14 protein-coding genes are annotated in these 17,755 nt (G+C 59.9%); 8 read left to right on the forward strand and 6 right to left on the reverse strand.

The window, feature by feature from the left end; genetic code table 11:
* Positions 1 to 174: 174 nt before the first annotated feature.
* Positions 175 to 552 carry a hypothetical protein gene (locus MHK09_RS08585; RefSeq protein WP_250413254.1) on the forward strand — a complete coding sequence of 126 codons (378 nt, stop codon included), beginning with the start codon at positions 175 to 177 and terminating at the stop codon, positions 550 to 552.
* Between the two features lie 18 nt (positions 553 to 570).
* Complete coding sequence (locus MHK09_RS08590) at positions 571 to 1,110, forward strand: gamma carbonic anhydrase family protein (protein WP_250413255.1); 540 nt, start codon at positions 571 to 573, stop codon at positions 1,108 to 1,110.
* On the opposite strand, the gene MHK09_RS08595 is transcribed toward MHK09_RS08590, so the two are convergent.
* Complete coding sequence (locus tag MHK09_RS08595) at positions 1,107 to 1,760, reverse strand: hypothetical protein (RefSeq protein WP_204609722.1); 654 nt, start codon at positions 1,758 to 1,760, stop codon at positions 1,107 to 1,109. The genes MHK09_RS08590 and MHK09_RS08595 overlap by 4 nt on opposite strands.
* 236 nt (positions 1,761 to 1,996) lie before the next feature.
* On the opposite strand from MHK09_RS08595, the gene MHK09_RS08600 reads away from it, so the two are divergent.
* Genes MHK09_RS08600 through MHK09_RS08610 form a run of 3 tightly spaced genes read left to right on the forward strand, consistent with a single transcriptional unit; the run spans position 1,997 to position 6,188 of the window.
* Positions 1,997 to 4,375 carry an MMPL family transporter gene (locus MHK09_RS08600; protein WP_250413256.1) on the forward strand — a complete coding sequence of 793 codons (2,379 nt, stop codon included), beginning with the start codon at positions 1,997 to 1,999 and terminating at the stop codon, positions 4,373 to 4,375.
* Positions 4,368 to 4,967: a TetR/AcrR family transcriptional regulator gene (locus MHK09_RS08605; RefSeq protein WP_250413257.1), complete on the forward strand. Its 600-nt coding sequence runs from the start codon at positions 4,368 to 4,370 to the stop codon at positions 4,965 to 4,967. The genes MHK09_RS08600 and MHK09_RS08605 overlap by 8 nt, the downstream gene beginning before the upstream one ends.
* Positions 4,968 to 5,009: 42 nt before the next feature.
* Positions 5,010 to 6,188 (forward strand): DUF6882 domain-containing protein, encoded by a 1,179-nt coding sequence (locus MHK09_RS08610; protein WP_250413258.1) that lies wholly within the window; start codon positions 5,010 to 5,012, stop codon positions 6,186 to 6,188.
* Here MHK09_RS08610 and MHK09_RS08615 read toward each other — a convergent pair.
* Positions 6,165 to 7,208 carry a 3-hydroxyisobutyryl-CoA hydrolase gene (locus MHK09_RS08615; protein ID WP_250413259.1) on the reverse strand — a complete coding sequence of 348 codons (1,044 nt, stop codon included), beginning with the start codon at positions 7,206 to 7,208 and terminating at the stop codon, positions 6,165 to 6,167. The two genes, MHK09_RS08610 and MHK09_RS08615, sit on opposite strands and share 24 nt — an antisense overlap.
* A gap of 24 nt (positions 7,209 to 7,232) precedes the next feature.
* Here MHK09_RS08615 and MHK09_RS08620 point away from each other — a divergent pair, with 24 nt between their 5' ends.
* Entirely contained in the window at positions 7,233 to 8,075 is an 843-nt protein-coding gene (locus MHK09_RS08620; RefSeq protein WP_179386249.1) for an HAD family hydrolase, read from the forward strand.
* 120 nt (positions 8,076 to 8,195) lie between these two features.
* Positions 8,196 to 11,948 carry an acyltransferase family protein gene (locus MHK09_RS08625; RefSeq protein WP_250413260.1) on the forward strand — a complete coding sequence of 1,251 codons (3,753 nt, stop codon included), beginning with the start codon at positions 8,196 to 8,198 and terminating at the stop codon, positions 11,946 to 11,948.
* A 191-nt stretch (positions 11,949 to 12,139) separates the two neighbouring features.
* Here MHK09_RS08625 and MHK09_RS08630 read toward each other — a convergent pair whose 3' ends face one another.
* Both MHK09_RS08630 and MHK09_RS08635 read right to left on the reverse strand, forming a co-directional pair.
* Entirely contained in the window at positions 12,140 to 12,463 is a 324-nt protein-coding gene (locus tag MHK09_RS08630) for a putative quinol monooxygenase (protein WP_005323747.1), read from the reverse strand.
* A gap of 88 nt (positions 12,464 to 12,551) precedes the next feature.
* Positions 12,552 to 13,142 carry a hypothetical protein gene (locus MHK09_RS08635; protein WP_250413262.1) on the reverse strand — a complete coding sequence of 197 codons (591 nt, stop codon included), beginning with the start codon at positions 13,140 to 13,142 and terminating at the stop codon, positions 12,552 to 12,554.
* Between the two features lie 165 nt (positions 13,143 to 13,307).
* Here MHK09_RS08635 and MHK09_RS08640 point away from each other — a divergent pair, with 165 nt between their 5' ends.
* Positions 13,308 to 14,222 (forward strand): AEC family transporter, encoded by a 915-nt coding sequence (locus MHK09_RS08640; RefSeq protein ID WP_250413264.1) that lies wholly within the window; start codon positions 13,308 to 13,310, stop codon positions 14,220 to 14,222.
* A gap of 4 nt (positions 14,223 to 14,226) precedes the next feature.
* On the opposite strand, the gene MHK09_RS08645 is transcribed toward MHK09_RS08640, so the two are convergent.
* Entirely contained in the window at positions 14,227 to 15,960 is a 1,734-nt protein-coding gene (locus tag MHK09_RS08645; protein ID WP_250413266.1) for an alpha/beta hydrolase, read from the reverse strand.
* Complete coding sequence (locus tag MHK09_RS08650) at positions 15,927 to 17,735, reverse strand: ABC-F family ATP-binding cassette domain-containing protein (RefSeq protein ID WP_250413268.1); 1,809 nt, start codon at positions 17,733 to 17,735, stop codon at positions 15,927 to 15,929. The genes MHK09_RS08645 and MHK09_RS08650 overlap by 34 nt, the downstream gene beginning before the upstream one ends.
* Positions 17,736 to 17,755 lie beyond the last annotated feature (20 nt).

A 17,755-nucleotide genomic window follows, 5' to 3' on the forward strand; every position in this document is an offset into this window, starting at 1 on the left:
GGCGGTCTTGACGGTGCGAATATAAGGACTCACCAAAATCAGACTACTGAACACCCCGGAACTACCCACTTAGTGCGGAAAAATCCCACCCCACAAACAAAACCACCAGGTAACAGTGTCAAGAGTGACGTTACTCACCCGCCCATGACCTAAGTCAGGTTAGACTAAGGACTTATGGGATTAAAAGACGCCCTCGCCCGACTTACCGGCGCGCAGCCCCCGCGCTTAGCTCACCCCGATTTCACCGCCCCTACCGCGCGGGTAGAAAAACTGGAAATCCACACCGCCGGCCCGCTTATCATTGTGGTCACTAATCAGCCCGGCGCGGAAGTGCTCTGCGAGGTAGCCCGCGCCCGCGAGTCAGCCACATTGGCCTCCCCCACCACGACGGTGCATTTTCCCGCCGCGAAAAAAGATGCCTTGCCCATCAAAGATCCCCGGCGCGGCTGGGTCATTCCGATAACGCCCGCGCTTGCCGACGCCCTCGTAGACAACCTCCCCTACCCCGGCGACTACGAGCTTTCCCCCGCCGTAGCCGTGGTGGTGGAATAGTTTCCTGAAAGGACTGACATGTTGCTTTTGCCTTATGCTGGAAAGAAGCCGCGCATTCACCGCAGTGCGTGGCTTGCACCCACTGCCACCATCATTGGCGATGTAGAAATCGGACCGGATTCCTCCGTCTTTTATGGCAGCGTACTGCGCGGCGACGTGGGGGCAATTCGCATCGGCGCTAGGTGCAACATTCAGGACAAATGCGTCTTCCATGTAGAAGAGGACACGCCATGCGTACTAGAAGATGATGTCACGGTGGGACACATGGCAATGGTCCATGCCGCGTATGTGGAAGCCGGTTCCCTGGTGGGAATGTCCTCTTCACTGCTCTCGCGCTGCACTATTGGCAACGGCTCGCTCATCGCAGCAGGCGCCGTGGTGCTGGAAGGAACCGCCATTCCACCGCGCAGCCTTGCCGCCGGCGTGCCAGCGAAGGTGCGCCGCGAGCTCAGCCCAGAAGAGTCACAGGCCTTCATTGCGCATGCTTCCCGCTACGTGGACTGCGCGCGCAGCCAATCCGATGTGGCGTTGAGCCTGGATGAGGTCACCTTTGATTAAAGGGAAAGCACGCCCATGAGGATGAGGAAGACCGCTACAAGGTAGCCGCCGAAGAGGGCCACCTGGGTGCTATTGGCGCGCGCCGCTGCAAAGAGCCGACCGGCGGCCGATTCGGGATGGGCGCGCACCACCGCAATAAAAAGGCCACAGATAGTGGGCAGGGACAACGCCAAGCTGGCGTACCACACCAAGCCGCCGTACTGAGCGGCCGGAGCGATATCTTCGGTAGCCAGGTGCATGAGCCCGTAATAAAACGGCACCGAGGTCAGCGATTGCACCACGCCCATAATGAAACCGATGATCGCGGTAAGCAGCGATGGAGTACGCAACGGCTCGAGCAGCCGATTTACCAAGGCATTGGGCTGGCCTTGAGAGCGCCACGAGCCAAACCCCACCGCGATGCCGACTGCGACAAGTACCCAGCCGGCAACGGGCGAGCTCAAGATGGCCTCGATCTGGTCTTTTACTCCCAGCAGCACAAACATCACCACGGCCGCCGCGGCAAGGACTCCCATCCAGTCTCCTATCACCACTAAGGAGGCAATGCGCCGGTACTTGCCGCGGGGCAAGATGATGCCAATGGCCACGAGGATTCCGATGAGTAAGGCATTGACGGAATCCAGGAGGGCAAAACTAACGGCGTGGAGCATGCCGGTCAGTCTACCGCCCCATGCCGCCATCGCCGATACGCCCGAGGGCACAAGCCCCATATCTCACGCGCAACTTCCAATGGTCCACCGCACAGGTCTTTGCACACATTCCGCAATTTTGCGTACACTATGCAATGTTTCGCGTGGGGTGCACATTTCTCCTCCCCACGGATTCCTTATACATCTTCACGCGCGCACAGAATTGCACGCATACTGCACAAGAAAGCACATTTTTTATGTCTAAATTCCTCTACCGGCTAGGCAGCTGGTCCTACCGCAAGGTGTGGCCATTCCTCGCCTTTTGGCTCATCGTCTTGGTGGCCATGGCGGGACTTACCGCCGGCTTTGCCAAGGCCCCCAACCCTAATTTCTCCATGCCGGAGATGGACTCCACCACCACCCAAGACAAGATGATGGAGCGCTTCGGCCAAGATACCGATGCCATGAGTGCACCCGAAGGCACCGTGGTCATCCAAGCTCCAGAGGGGAAGAACCTCACCGATAAACAGGTAGCCGGCAAGGTAGATGACCTCCTTGGCGAGCTCAAAGACACTGGCGCACTCAAGGACCAGGACAAACTGGTCAGCCCGGTGATGGCTGCAGCCGGCATGGAAAAGCAAATGGGCGAAAAGATGAAGGCCCAGCACATGCCAGACGAGCAGATTCAAAAGAACCTGCAGCAGCTCTCCCCTCTGAGCGAGGATAAGTCCACCGGCACCGTCACCATCAACTTCGATGCGGAAACCGTCATGGACATCCCAGAAGAGGACATGACCAAGGTCACGGACGTACTCAATAAGTACGACGAGGGCGACCTCACCGTGAAGTACCAGGGCAATGCTTTTAGCTCCGCCGGTCAAGAGATGGGTGGCAGCGCTGAGATTATCGGCCTCATCGTCGCAGCGATCGTGCTGCTGATTACCTTCGGTTCCTTCGTGGCCGCTGGCATGCCGCTCATTTCCGCCATTATCGGCGTAGGCATCGGCATCCTCGGCGTGCAAGTATCCACGGTCTTTACGGATACCGTCTCCGATATGACCCCGACATTGGCCTCCATGATTGGCCTGGCCGTCGGCATCGATTACGCGCTGTTTATTGTTAACCGCTTCCGCAACGAGCTCATCACCTCCTCTGGCCTCAACGATCTTTCGCCAAAGGAACTGGCCCAAGAGCTCAAGAAGATGGATAAGGCCACCCGTGCCCACGCCATGGGCATGGCGCTGGGCACCGCGGGCGGTTCCGTTGTCTTCGCCGGCACCACCGTGGTCATCGCCTTGGCCGCGCTGACCATTATCGGCATCCCGTTCCTGGGCACCATGGCCATCGCTGCTGCGGCTACGGTCATCATCGCCGTATTGGTTGCCAATACCTTCATCCCTGCCCTGCTGGGACTCTTGGGTACCAAGATCTTCGCCGGTCGCGTGCCTGGCCCCAAGGTTCCAGACCCAGAGGACGAAAAGCCCACCATGGGCCTGCGCTGGGTTCGCCGCGTGCGTGCCCACCCGTGGCTGCACCTTATCGCGGGCGTCGTTGTGCTGGGCATCCTGGCCGTACCATTTGCCCAGCTGCGCCTGGCCATGCCCACCGATGGCACCGCAAAGCCCGGCACCCCGCAGCGCGAGGCCTATGAGATCACGGCAGACGCCTTTGGCCCTGGCCGCAATGCGCCGATGATCGCGTTCGTTGATGTGGCCGACGTCCCTGAGCAGGACCGCATGCCGGCCTTTCAGGAACTGCTGCAAGAATTCAATGACAACGACGGCGTAGAAAACGCCCAGATCGTGCAGACCACTGACAACGGTGATGCTGCGCAGATCATGATCACGCCTACCACCGGCGCAACCGATGAGGAAACCACCGAAACCCTTAACCACTTGCGCGATTACCAGGGTGAGTTTGAAAAGACCGGCGGTTCCTACGGCATTACCGGTATCACCCCGATCTTCGATGACATTTCTGAGCGCCTCAATAACGTGCTTATCCCATACGTAGCCATCGTGCTGGGTCTGGCCTTCATCGTCTTGATGCTGGTCTTCCGCTCCATTTGGGTACCGCTCATCGCTGCTGCTGGATTCGCGCTTTCGATGGCTGCCACCTTCGGCATCACCGTGGCCATTTGGCAAGAAGGCATGTTCGGCATCGTCGACGACCCACAGCCGCTGCTTTCCTTCCTGCCCATCATGCTCATCGGCCTTACCTTCGGCCTGGCCATGGACTACCAAGTCTTCTTGGTGACCCGCATGCGTGAGGGATTTGTCAATGGCAAGACGGCCGGCAACGCCACCTCGAATGGCTTTAAGCACGGCGCGCGCGTGGTCACCGCCGCGGCCCTCATTATGGTTTCCGTCTTTGCCGCCTTCATCTTGATGGACGAGCCGTTCATTAAGACCATGGGCTTTGCCCTGGCTGCGGGCGTGCTTATCGACGCCTTCGTAGTCCGCATGATGATCATCCCCGCTACCATGTTTGTGCTGGATAAAAAGGCATGGTGGTTCCCGCGCTGGTTGGATAAGATCACCCCTAATATGGACATTGAAGGCGAAGCCCTGCACTCCGACCGCGAGGAACTCCTGCGCACCCAACGAGAGAAGGTAGGCGAAGCACACCGTGACTAGTCTGCGCGAAGAAAAGAAGCGAGCTACGCGTCAGGCCATGGCCGATGCGGCAGCGCGCCTCGTCCTCGACGGCGGTACCGAAGCCGCCACGGTCTCCGGCATTACTGCGGCCGTCGGGGTCTCCCCGCGCACCTTTCACAACCACTTCTCCTCGGTGGCTGATGCGCTACTGTCCTTTAGCACCGATGTGCTTGCCAAGTTTTCCAAGGAAGTACCCACTGTCTTTCCTAATTCATCCATTTCTGAATTCCTCGAACAAGTAACGCTCGATGCCACCGAAAACGAGGGCAAAGAGCTACATTCTTTTACCTCTCTTTTCACCATTGGCGAGGCTTTAGAAAACTTGAGCCATACCTCGAAAGAGCGCCAACAATTCCAAGTCGTAGCTGACCAAGTTTTGGAAGCTTTCCACCAACGCGCCCCGGATAAGTCGCGCTTTGAAATCGCGGTCATTCTCCAAGCGTGTGCGGGTGCCAGTGCGATGAGCATGAAAGAAGTCCACCGCCGCTCCCAGGCCGAAGAATCACTGGACGCTCACACAAAGCATGAGATAGTTCGCACAGCCTTTGCCACCGTGCGTGCCATCGACTAGCTAGCCTAATGGGCGCTTTAATCCGTATGCTCGGCAATAGTTATGGATAAGACAGCCCCTATATCGAGCACCGCGCAAGACGCCCGCTTCATTCAAGCGGGCGTTAATGCCGCATTTCAAGACCGCATCGGGGAGGCGACCGATGTGGAATTCAATTTCCTCGGCCCCTCGGCTGGCGATAGCGAAGGAAGCTATGCCACGGACCAACTCGTGGAGGTACGGGTAAGCTCCGCGCAGCACGTGGCGGATTTTCGTGGCGTGCGCCTAGCCGTCATCGCCGCAGGCACCTGGCACTGGACTACCGCTGCGACCGAGCACTTTGCTGACCTTCCGCAGTCAGGTACGGTTCCCGCAGACATTGACCAAATGGTTGCATATGCCTCCCTTATCGTGGGCAACATGCCGGTGCTGCGCACCCAGCAGGGCGAGCACGTGGCCATCGTTGCGGTAGATTTCCACCCCTACCTGGACTTTCGCCAGACCTTGCTGCGCGGTCTCCAACACAGCAACGCGGACATGGACGAGAAGCGGCCGGCCCTCGCACTTGCCCGCTACCTGGGCATGGAGTCCACCGCGGAAGAGCCCTACCTGCATTTTTCTGATGGCACCACGGTGCGTTTTGAGCAGGCAAGCCCCGAAGTACACAAGATTTCCGGCATCACCCCAGGCTTGGCAGCCGCCCGCGTCTTGGAGGATGCTTTTTATTTAAGCACCGAAAGCCAGATGTTTTTCCAAGGCAGCTTCCCAGATGCCACGGTAGATCTCGATGTGGATAAGGCCACCGCGACGGTGTCCTATCGTGACGGGCAGATGACGGCCAATGCGGTGCTTATCGCGACCATTTCGGACGAGGAATTCACATGGGCTTGGGCGGATCCGCAGCTCAAGGACACCGCGGCGGCGCGGTTGGCAGGAAACCTAGCGCGCTTCGGTATCGACGAGGCCGTGCCTGAATTGGTACGCCCGCACCTTCCGCTTGAGCTGGCGCGCGGGCACCAGCTGCCGCACCTAGCTTTGCCCATATTGGGGATCTGGACGCTGGCGGGCACTATGCTTGCCGACGCCCGCGTGGGCCTCGTCCTGCTCGACGCCCCACAGCTGCACCTTCCGGAGCCGACCCCAGCCGCCACCGAAGCTACTTTGGCGGTGCCCCCTCCTGCATGGATCAACGCCGATCGCGCCCGCGCCGCCTATGGATCATTTCGCGGGGTGGAGGTGTAGGGCGCTGCGGAGGGCGTCCACGTCGACGTCGGCAAGCGCGGCAGGCTCAAATGCCGCATCGTTGGTTTTATCCACCAAGACCGCTCGCACGCCCTCGGCAAAGTCCCCACGCCGGTACATATAAGCACCCAGGCTGGTCTCCATATCCAGGGCCTCGCGGATGCTGCTGCACTCCTGCTCGGCGTGGAATAGCTCCATGGCCGCCACGATAGAGGTGGGGCACGCCTGCGCGGTCAGCTTTTCTACCAGTTGCTTTAATTCTGGGTACTTTTCCAGGGCCGCAGAAATGTCTTGCCAGGTGTTGTGGGAAAAGGCGTCCTCGATGGCGTCGATAAGCTCGGCCAAGGGGGCCTCGCCGCCAGGTGCGGTGGCGTGCTGGGCTAGCGCCGTGGCTAGTCCCTGCTCAATAACCGCACTTGCAAAGGCCTCGCCGTCCGCGACATAGTGGGTGGCCAGCCCGCTCCACACAAGGTCTGCGGCATACATGCGGTAGCCGGTAATCCCCCAGAATTTCGCCAGCTCGGCCGAGGCCTTCCCGCGCGTTCCCACCGCACGCTGGGCGGCATAGGCCATGCCTACGTCGGTGACGTAGCCAATATTCATCTCTGGCATGGAGGCAAAGGTTTTCTCCGTAACCACGCGGTGGGACCCATGGGCAGAAATGCCCAGACCACCTCCCATAGCGATGCCATCAATGAGCGCAACGATGGGCTTGGGATACTCCGCGATATCACCGTTCAACGTGTATTCGGTGGCGAAGAAAGCATCGACCTCATCCACCTTGCCCTCCTTGACCCCTTCGCGGGCGTAGCGAACATCGCCGCCGGCGCAATATGCCTTGGGACTAGTCGAGGTAAACAACACCTGTTCCACCACATCGTTGTCGCGCCACTGCGCCAGCGACTCCGCAATGAGGTGGATCATTTCCGGGGTGAGGGAATTGAGAGCCTTGGGGCGGTTGAGCTCAATGACTCCGGTATGGTTACGGATTGAGGAAACGATAGGTGCAGTATTAGTCATAACCCCTAGTGTGACACAAAACGCATGCACCTATCCACCATCAGCCAATTCACAGATAGGTTCGGAATTTTGCTCCCACAGCTCATCGCCCTGGATATGGACGGCACCCTACTGGACGGCAACGGCCAGCTTCCACCAGATTTCGCCGCGATCAGCACCCGTGCCCACCAGCTCGGCGTCATCCTAGTACCCGCCTCGGGCCGCCAGCTCGCCACCCTACAAGAGATGTTTCCGCACGAAGACACCTTCATCGCCGAAAACGGATCCGTGGTCGTGCACGATAATCGCGTCATCAGCGCCACTACCCTGCCCAACGCAGCTGTGCGCTCCGCCGTGGCCGCACTCCATTCCGTCGAGACCCCGCATACCGTAGTGCTATGCACGCCGGATACCGCCTATGTACACAAAGGCGCCAATGAACAGGCCCGTGCTGAAATTGCCAAGTACTACAGGTCAGTGGAATGGGTAGATGACCTCGATGCGCTACTGGATGCAGACATCATCAAAATCGCCGCTTACTGCGCCGACGGCAGTGAAAAACACCTCCACCAGCCCCTCCTTGCGGCCGTACCGGAACACAATATCGCCATCTCTGGTGCCGTATGGCTCGATGTCATGGCCGCTGGCGTCAACAAGGGCGTAGCACTACACACCATGGCCGAGCTCCTTTCGGTTCCCATTTCTCGCACCGCCGCCTTTGGCGATTTCCTCAATGACTACGAGCTCCTCCGCGAGGCGGGCACCGCCATCGCAATGGAAAATGCGCACCCAAAGTTGAAGGAAATCGCCGATCACATTGCCCCACCCAATACCGAATATGGGGTCATGACAGTTCTGCGTCAGCTTTTTGACAGCGAAGAGTCCTAGACTCGAATTTTCGCCTCCGCCCCGCGCGCCGCACCATAACTCCCCCGCATGGGGAGAAGTGCTGGTGCGCAGGCTAAAATAGTCCGTTTAGAAAATATACGTAGTGCTTTGGGAGTTTTTGTGAAGCAAATTTTGCGCTCACTGCTGGGGAAGAAGAAACCTGGGCGTTCGAACGAACCACGCACACCGGTCTATCAGCCAGTACAGCCCAAAGCTGGCTCTACCAGTGCGCCCCAGACCCCTAATAAAAAGGATTCTGCGCCCCAGAAATCAGCCAACACCGAATCCACCACGGGTGCACAATCCACCGAGCCGAAGGGCAAGCCTCAGGACCGCACCGCTAAGGACAGCGAGACCAAGAACCAGGCTAAGCAGGCACCTGCGCGCAAGCCCACCCCGGCAAAGCCTGCACAGGCTTCCGAATCCAAGCCTGCTGCTGCTAAGCCTAAGGATGCGAAGCCTGCCGCCAAGCCCGCGGCTAAGGACACCACTCACCCCAGCACCGAAAAGCCACAGGCAAGCAAGGCCACTTCCGCAAAGCCGCAGCAGCCTAAGTCGACCTCGCCATCGCCTGCCGCCAAGGCGCCGAAAGCCAAGCCTGCAGCCCAAGAATCTTCCGCTAAGCCAACCGCCGCACAACAAAACAAGGCAGAGCCCTCCCCCAAAGCAGCTGCTAAAAAGCAACAAGACTCCCCCGCTCAGGACAAGAAGCCGCAGCGCAAAGCGCACGAACCGGTTCAGCGACCGCGCCGCGGTGCAAGCTTTAGTACTACCCCGTCTAAGTCCTCCCCAAAGACTCCATCTACCCGCAGTAATTCCCCGAAGCCGGCCGCGAAGCCTGTCACCCAACCCTCTCAGAAAGACGCGGTAAAGCCCGCACCTCAGGCTCAACCCACTACCCAGAAGCCGAAGCAGACACCCAAACCATCGTCTTCTTCCAGCGCGAAGAAGGCTTCCCCGCAACCGGCCAAGCCGCAGAAATCCCAGCCGGCTAATTCGAAGCCGGCCACCGGCCAGCAGCAAGCGCAGAAGCCTGACTCTCCCAAGCGCGTACCGGCAAACTCGGCAAAGAAGCAACCACAGCCGCAACCTGCGCCGAAGAAAAATGCGCAGCCGTCTAAGCCTTCACAACCGCAGAAGGGCCAGGGCTCAGCGCGTACTCCGGAAACTGCAAAGCAAAAGGCTGGCCCACAGGCCTCGGCGCCTAGCGCTCCAAAGCCGAAGAAGGGCACCACTGCCCCCACGCCGAAGGTAGCTTCGCCAAAGACTGCAGCCGATGCTTCTCAGCAGAAAGCTCGGTCGACGCAGAACAAGACTACCCAGGACGGAAACAAGGTAGTCCAGCCGAAATCGCAGCAAGGCGCACCCTCTAAGGGCAACCTGCCCAAGCAAGAGGCGAAGACGCAACAGCCACAGCCGAAGGCAAAGGAAGCGACGCCGCAGAACAAGACCAAGAAGGCAACAAAGCGCCGCCCCCAGGTTAAGCCCTCCGATATTAGTCGCGGATTGGCCCGCAAATCACAACAGGTGGGCACTCCTTCCACAGCGCAGCAAAAGCCGTCGCGAGCTGCCCAGAAGCCTAAGGTAAAGCCACAGCCTGATTCGCCCCAGCCAAACAAGGCCGAGCCTCAAGCAGCTCCAAAGACGCCGCCTGCGCAGAAGGGAAAGTCCGCTGCTACAGGCGCTGTAGCAGCTGGAGCAGGTACAGCCGCCGCCGCTGCCGCTGCTGAGCAGAAGCGGAATAAGGCACAGCCGTCTAAATCTCCACAGCAAGCGCCCGAAAAGCCACAGGCTCAGGCGGCACCGCGCCGGCCACAACAAGCTGCGCAGAAGCCAGCATCGCAGAATGCCTCGAGCACGCAGGTAGATACTAAGTCTAAGTATCCGCTACAAAAGCAGGCCAAGGACCCTGAAGCGCTGGCTACGCCGCCTGAGAGCAAGGTCGTTAAGAAGAAGCGCCACGCCCGCCTGCGCCAGGTCAAGGGGCTGGATGGACTGCGCGGCCTCGCGGTTATTGCCGTGGTGTTGTACCACTTCTTCCCTTCCCTGCTTCCCGGTGGTTACTTGGGCGTTGACCTCTTCTTCGTCCTTTCTGGATTCCTCATCACCTCGTTGCTGGTGCGCGAATTCCGCACCTCCGGCACAATCAGCCTGAAGGACTTCTGGGTGCGCCGATTCCGACGCATCCTACCGGCCGCAGTATCCGTCTTGGTCATGTGTACCGCTTTGGTGGCATGGATAGGCGGGGACCTCGCGGTCGGCTTGCGCCAGCAGTTCTTGGGAACTCTGTTCTTTGTCAATAACTGGACCCAGATCGCCACCTCCCAGTCCTACTTTGCGGACAATGAGATTCAGGTCTTTGCCCACTATTGGTCGTTGGCCGTGGAGGAGCAGTTCTATGTCATCTGGCCGCTTCTTATCACTGGCGTTTTCCTGATTTCTCGCCGTAACCCGCGCCGGCTTCCCATCCTCGTAGCCGCAGTCTTAGCTATCGGTTCCGCCGTGGCCATGGCGCTTCTTTACGTGCCGGGTGAAGACCCGACGCGCGTCTACTACGGCACCGATACCCATGCTTTCGGCCTGCTCACTGGCGCCGTGCTGTCTTTGCTGATGACTTCTACCAAGTCCGATCCACAGGCGGACTCGTGGGCGGCGGCAGGCAAAGCCGAATCGCGCATCGCCGGAATCATCGGCACTTTGGCGCTCATCGGCTACGGTGCCCAGCTATTCCTCATGCCGGATGACGCGGAGATCACCTACCGGGGTGGGCTCTTCCTCACCAGCGTGCTTGGTGTCCTGATGGTGTGGGGCGTGGTTCGCGAATACGGCCCGATGACCCCGCTCTTTAGGACCAAGGTCATGCGCTGGTTTGGCCAGCGATCCTTCTCGCTGTATCTCTGGCACTGGCCGGTCATCATGATGCTCAAGGCGCTTTTCGAGGGCAACCAGAACTCCGATAAATCCTGGATCCTGGGCCTTGTAGCCGTGCCTATTTCACTGCTTCTGTCCGAGATTTCCTATCAGTTCATTGAGAATCCTTTCCGCCGCGGCGGCTATAAGAAGACGTGGAAGACCTACTGGTCCTCCCGCCCAGGATTTAGCGAATTGCGCGATGGCTTTGGCAAGACCATGTGGCCAGTAGTTCCGTTCTTGGTCATTGCCTCTGTAGCCGGCGTGGTCTACGGCGTTGTTAATTCCAGCGATAAGACCGAGTTGGAGCAGCAGCTGGAGCAGCTCCAGCAGCAGAACCAGAGCAGCAATAATGCCCCGGCGCAGCCGAATGATGCTGCCCCACAGCCGCCTGCTGAGGACAACGACGATAAGGCTGCCGCGAAGGATAAGAAGACCCGCCCGATGCCGCAGGGCAAAGACATCACCGCTGTCGGCGACTCCGTGATGCTGGGTTCTAGTGGCGCCCTCAAGCAGCGCTTCCCGCAGATTTACGTCGATGCAGATGTATCCCGCCACTACACTGCGGGTATCCAGATTCTGCAGCAGCTCAAGGATTCCGGCCAGCTGCGCGATACCGTCTTCCTCGGGTTTGGTACTAACGGCCCTGCCTTCCCGGACCAGATCAAGGAAGCTCTAGACATCATCGGCGAAGACCACACCGTTGTCATGGCTGTCCCCTATGGTGACCGCGAATGGATGGCCCAGTCCCAACAGGATGTCCTCGACGCAGCCAAGGAATACGACAACGTATATGTCGCGGACTGGTGCGGACATGCACAGAGCGACCCCGCAATCCTCTATTCCGATGGTGTTCACCCGATTCCGGAACGCGCTGGCGAGTACTCGGATGCTTTCTACGATGCGCTAAAGCAGTACTCGAATGGCGACAAGACCGTGTCTTCGCAGTGCGTGCCGCAATAGAGCGCAGGCGGGCGCGAGGAGGGGCGTCGGAAAGCGCTTAGCTCCCTCCCCTCCCCTCCCTTCGCGCTCACCGGAAGGTGTGCTCCGCTGGCAGTAGCATCCGCTGTGAGCGCGAAGGGCGCTGGTGCGCCTAGGCATAGAAAAAGCTCGCCCTCTACATCGCGGTAGAGGGCGAGCTTTATTCGTTGGGATTAATCGACGGAGAACTCGCCCATCTTGTCCCAGCCGGTGCGGCCTTCGATGTGAACGTTAATGATGTCCGGAGTTTCCACGAGGTACTTCGGGAATTCCTCGCAGGAGCGCTGGAAGTGCTCGCTCTGGACATGCTCTACGTCCTTGCCGTCTGCGTAGGACTCCAGCAGCAAGAAGCGCTGGCGATCTTCTGGATCGCGGAACCACTTGAAGTCGATGCAGCCCGGCTCTGCATTGCAGGCCTCGGTGTACCAATTGATTTCATCGAGGAAGGTCTCTGCGTACTCGGGCTTGACGTGGAACTGTACGTTGATCAAAATCATGCCCCGATTCTACCGGCACCGTGCAGCTTCTTCATCGTCGCAGATGGAGGCCACGGATGCGGTGAAATCGGGGCTAGTGGAATGCGGTTTAGTTGAGGAAGAACTCCGCAACGTAGATGTAGGTTCCGTCATAAGCCGTTGCTACGCCAAAGCCGTGCTGGGAACCAGCGTTAACCGGAACATCGCGGTTGAACCAGTTCAGGCGCTCTTGCGCTTGCTGCTCGGTGAGGCGGTGAACAGAACCCTGTCCTTCGTCCTTGTGATTCAGGCCGTGGGCTACCCCGCCCTTGTAGTCGAGCTTGCCGGCGGCACCCTGGTTGGCCCATTCTTGGGCGATGGCGGTGGCGTGGGCGTCCTTGCGGTGCCCAGCCTTCTCGAGGTGGGCGGCGGTAGCGGCCCCCAACTCACCAGCGACCTTGGGCGCGTGGCCCACTGGCTTGGCCAGGAATTCTGGCAGCGAGATATTGTACTTCTCGGCCAGCTCATAAGCCTGCGGTGGCAAGGTGAGGCGGAAATCCTTCACAGCGGCTAAAGGATCAGAAGAAAGCTGCTGAGCCTGCGAAGAAGCCTGCTGAATCTGCGGCGGCAAGGCCGGCTGAGCAGAGGCCACGGTGGAAGTACCAGTAATGACAAGAGCGGTGGACAGGGCGGCTACGGTTGCACGATAAGAAAGCTTCATGCCCTCCACCGTGCCATAAGTGGCCGGCAGTCTGGAAGGAGTTTCCGGGCTGCGCAGGAAATTCGATACAACTTTGTTATGGTCCCCGTGTTCTTGAGGAAATACGGATGGTGGGACAATATCCTCACCGCGCATTTTTGGAGTACTGCGAAAGGTTGTTGACTGTTGCTGGACGTATTGACCGGGTTTGCGATCATTTTCGTAGTCATCGGCGTCGGGTTTGTGCTGGCCCACAGGGGCGTTATTGGCAAGGGCGAGGCGCGCTTGCAATTCAATCGCACGGCCTTCTGGGCGGCCACGCCGGCGCTCATCTTTTCCAGCGTGGCTACATCCGATACCTCCGCGTTTGCGTCCCCAGTGGTGGCCGTGATCGCCGCCGCGTCCGTCGCCACCATGGCCGTGTACTGGCTGTGCAGCCGGCTACTCTTTCCACGCAGCGGCGCCGAAACCATGGCGGGTGCCGCGGCGGCGAGCTATTACAACTCGGTCAATATTGGCCTGCCCATTGCCACCTATGTCATCGGTGATGCCACCTACGTCATCCCAGCCTTGGTTCTCCAGATGGCGGTGCTCTCCCCGTTTATCATTGCGGGGCTCAATGCGCAGGGTACGATCCTGCGATCGATCTGGAGCTCCGTGGTCTCGGGGGTTACCGCGCCGGTGGTGTTGGCTGCGGTGGCGGGATTTATTGTCTCCGCGGCGCAGTGGCAGGTACCGGATGTGGTGATGAAGCCGCTGGAGATACTAGGTGGCGCTTCCATTCCTATGATCCTGATGAGCTTTGGTGCCTCGTTAAAGGGCGACGGGCTGTTGGAGGAGGACCGTCTGCCCACCCTAACCGCGACGGTGTTGAAGTTGGTGGGCATGCCCGCTGTCGCGCTGGCCGTGGGCGCAGCGCTGGGCCTAGACGGGGCGGAGCTATACGCGGCATTAATTCTGGCGGCCTTGCCCACGGCGCAGAATGTGTATAACTATGCCGCTACCTATGAAGTAGGAGAAACCGTGGCACGCGATACGGTCTTTCTCACTACCTTCCTATCGCTTCCTGCGATGCTGGTCATCGCTGCCTTATTTGGCTAAACACCTAGTAGATGCCGACGTCGAGCGCGGCAAATTCGCGCTGCAGCTCATCGGGGTCAATGGCTCCTGCCACGTCTGGACCAGCGATGGCGGCAAAGCCGTCGAGCACCGATGCCCCGTAGTTATGACCGTGTCCATCGGGTACGTCCTTTGCGCCGGGCAGATCGGCGGCTACTTGGAGGGAGGAGATGATAGGCATCCACTGCATCACGCGCTTGGCAGAATACGGTGTCCGCTCGCGCATCCAATCCGGCTCCTTAAAGGCCATCTGTGGGGACCACCAGGCCACCGGATCCGAGGGGTGTTGGATATAGAGCATACGGGTGCGTCCCCACTCCTCTTCTGGCACCGTGCCCCATTGGCGCACCTGCGCGTCATCGTTGGCAAAGCGCACGACGAGGCCGCCGGCGTATTCAGGGGAAATTTCAGAAGAGCCAGGGTCGCGGCGCTCCACAAACTGGGTGCGCAGGCGATTGAAGTGCGGCGGGCCGGTAAGTAGGATTCCGTCAACGGAATTGGCGATATCGCGCACCCCGGAAAAGGCCGCTTCAATGCCCGTGGTGCCCAAGGATTCGCCGTACAGGTAGAGCTTCGGGCGCTTCTCCTCCGGCAGTCCGTTCCACCAGTCCACGATGGGATTGATGAACTCCTGCCCGGCGCGTTCTACCTGACCACCGCCGGACAGGAAATGCAGGGCTGAGGGCATGGCGGAGTATTGGGCGGCCGCGATGGCGGTGTCGCCGCCGTAGAGCAGCTCGAAGGCCTGGGCGGAATAGGACGACACCCATCCCGTTCCGGTGGTCATAATGAGAAGCAGGGCCTTGCGGTCTTGGGCGTGGGTGCGCTCGAGTTCGTCGATAAGCAGCTGCGCTCGCTCCTCATTGGAGGCGCGATTGCCCAGGCCGGCATAGGCGCGGATGGGTTCCTTGGCGGGCTTTCCGGTTACCTCTTCCAATTCCGCGCGGTGCGCACCGGAGGAGAGGAAACGTGAGCCCTGCAGCCCCACCCCATTCCAGTCCACGCGGGAGTCTGGGGAGCCACTGCGCTCAGCAGACGTGGGACGCTGCGTTGCGGGATCGGGCTCGGCATTTTGGGCGGTAAAGATTCTCTCGCCCACACCCACAATGGCGCCGGGGATGAGGTTTTCCACGGTGTACGTACCCACCAAGGCCACGATGATTACCGCACCCACAACGCGGTAGGCGGCGCGGAAGCGCTGGGGGAAGTGACTAGAAAGCCAGCGCACGCAAAAGCGCAGCACGCGCAGGATGAAAAGGAAGGCGGTAAATACCGCAAGCGCCAACGGAACCACCAGCACATAGCTGGCAATGGTGGGTGCCGGTGCGGACAGGGCGTCTGCAAGTTGGCGCTGCCACCGCACGGCAAAGATCGCGAAGCCTATCATCCACACCACAAAAGCGGCGGTGGCGATGCGGGAGGCTAGGCGGTAGCGCCGAGCTGGCCACGTGGTGGCATCAAGCCAGGCATGCCGAGGCGCCACATAGCGCACCACCAGCCGGTACCACACGAGCTTGAGGGCGATGCCCAGCGTATAGCCGAGCCCTGCGGCAATGCCGGAAACGAGCCCTTGGTAGAGCCAATCGCGCGGCAGAATGGATGGGGTAAGCCCCAGGGTAAATAGCGCTGCGGCGCCGATAATGCCCCACAGGTCGAGGTGGCTGACAATATCGGCGATGCGGGCTTCTACCCTTCGAGCTTCTCCCCCAACTCCAGCCATTCCATCTCCAATTCCTCGTAGGCGCTGCGGTTTTCCTTTAGTTCTCCATCCAATTCGGTCAAGGCCTGGGTATCAACCTTTTCCGCGGCGGTGGCCATCTTTTCATTAATCTGCGCGGCCGCCTTTTCCAGCTTCTGCATCTTGCGCTCGAGGGCGTTCATTTTCTTGGTGATTTCGCGCTCTTGCTGGGACGAGAGCTTCTTTTCTGGCTTCGGTGCAGCGTTGTCTGCCTTCTTTTCTCCCAGGTTAAGCACACCGGAGCTCTGCTGGGCCTCAAGTGCGGCGCGCTTGCGCAGGTACTCGTCGATGCCGCCGGGAAGGTTGGTGAGCTTGCCATCGCCAAAGAGCGCGTAGGTGTTATCCGCGATGCGCTCAATGAGGTAGCGATCGTGCGAAATGACCACCAGGGTGCCTGGCCAGGAGTCCAGGAGGGACTCCAGTTCCTGCAGGGTATCAATATCGAGATCGTTGGTGGGCTCGTCCAGCAGCAATACATTGGGCTCGGCCATCAGTACGCGGGTGAGCTGCAAGCGGCGGCGCTCGCCACCAGAAAGGTCGCCTACCGGGGTGCGCTGACGCTTGGCGGAAAATCCTAGGCGCTCGGCCAGCTGGGAGGCGGAAAGTTCCTTTTTGCCGAGTTGGACGTAGGTGGCGACGTCCTCGACGGCGTCGATAAGCCGGCGCTCCGGATCTAGGTCATCGAGTTCCTGGCGCAGCCAACCGAGGCGCACGGTTTGGCCCTCGATGCGCTTGCCGGCCGCCAGCTCGTACTCGCCAGCCAGGGTGCGCAGCAGGGTGGTCTTGCCGGAGCCATTAACACCCACCAAACCGATGCGCTCGCCGGGGGCTAGGCGCCAAGTGAGGTGATCTACCAAGGTGCGACCGTCCGGGGACTGCACGGTGGCATCCTCTAGCTCGATAACCACGCGACCTTGGCGCTGCTTGGAAAAGGCCATGAGCTCGACCTTATTGCGTGGCTCCGGGACGTCAGAGATCAGCGCCTCGGCGGCCTCGATGCGGTAGCGCGGCTTGGAGGTACGCGCCGGTGCGCCGCGGCGCAGCCAAGCCAGTTCCTTGCGGGCGAGGTTCTTGCGGCGCTGTTCCATGGCATCGGCCTGGCGGGCACGCTCGGCGCGGGCAAAAGTCCAATCGTTGTAGCCGCCCTCGTAGGTATCGACCACGCCATCGTGGACCTCCCAGGTCCACGTGGCCACGGTATCGAGGAACCAGCGATCGTGAGTAACCACGACCACGGCCAGGTTGCGCTTGAGCAGGTGATCTGCGAGCCACTGCACGCCTTCCACGTCGAGGTGGTTGGTCGGCTCGTCGAGCACCACGAGGTCCAAATCCTGCACCAGCGCGGCGGCCAGGTTCACGCGGCGACGCTCGCCACCGGAGAGCGAACCCACCGGGGTCTCCAGTCCCAAATCCACGATGCCAAGCCCGCCCAAGACATCGCGCACCTTGGCATTGGAGGCCCACTCATAGGTTTCCAATTCCAGCGGCTCAATAATCACCTGCGCGATGGTCAGCTCATCGGGCAGGTCAAAGCGCTGCGTGACCACAGCCATGCGCAGATCAGAGGTATGGGATACGCGGCCGGCGTCGGGCGGCTCGATGCCGGTGAGCACCTCCAGCAAGGTGGTTTTGCCACCGCCATTAACGCCGACGATGCCGATGCGATCGCCGCTTTGCACACCTAGGGATACCCCGTCTAGCAGGGTTTTTAATCCATAAGTTTTGCTGACTTGCTCGAGGTTAATCAGGTTTGCCATAACGAGTGTCCATCTTAATA

The sequence above is a fragment of the Corynebacterium tuberculostearicum genome (assembly GCF_022347235.1).
Classification (GTDB): Bacteria; Actinomycetota; Actinomycetes; order Mycobacteriales; family Mycobacteriaceae; genus Corynebacterium; species Corynebacterium tuberculostearicum_F.

Coding starts and splice junctions, on each gene's coding strand:
- MHK09_RS08590 (WP_250413255.1), top strand. CDS start 571: ATGTTGCTTTTGCCTTATGCTGGAAAGAAGCCGCGCATTCACCGCAGT.
- MHK09_RS08595 (WP_204609722.1), bottom strand. CDS start 1,760: ATGCTCCACGCCGTTAGTTTTGCCCTCCTGGATTCCGTCAATGCCTTA.
- MHK09_RS08650 (WP_250413268.1), bottom strand. CDS start 17,735: ATGGCAAACCTGATTAACCTCGAGCAAGTCAGCAAAACTTATGGATTA.
- MHK09_RS08600 (WP_250413256.1), top strand. CDS start 1,997: ATGTCTAAATTCCTCTACCGGCTAGGCAGCTGGTCCTACCGCAAGGTG.
- MHK09_RS08610 (WP_250413258.1), top strand. CDS start 5,010: ATGGATAAGACAGCCCCTATATCGAGCACCGCGCAAGACGCCCGCTTC.
- MHK09_RS08585 (WP_250413254.1), top strand. CDS start 175: ATGGGATTAAAAGACGCCCTCGCCCGACTTACCGGCGCGCAGCCCCCG.
- MHK09_RS08630 (WP_005323747.1), bottom strand. CDS start 12,463: ATGATTTTGATCAACGTACAGTTCCACGTCAAGCCCGAGTACGCAGAG.
- MHK09_RS08620 (WP_179386249.1), top strand. CDS start 7,233: ATGCACCTATCCACCATCAGCCAATTCACAGATAGGTTCGGAATTTTG.
- MHK09_RS08635 (WP_250413262.1), bottom strand. CDS start 13,142: ATGAAGCTTTCTTATCGTGCAACCGTAGCCGCCCTGTCCACCGCTCTT.
- MHK09_RS08645 (WP_250413266.1), bottom strand. CDS start 15,960: ATGGCTGGAGTTGGGGGAGAAGCTCGAAGGGTAGAAGCCCGCATCGCC.
- MHK09_RS08615 (WP_250413259.1), bottom strand. CDS start 7,208: ATGACTAATACTGCACCTATCGTTTCCTCAATCCGTAACCATACCGGA.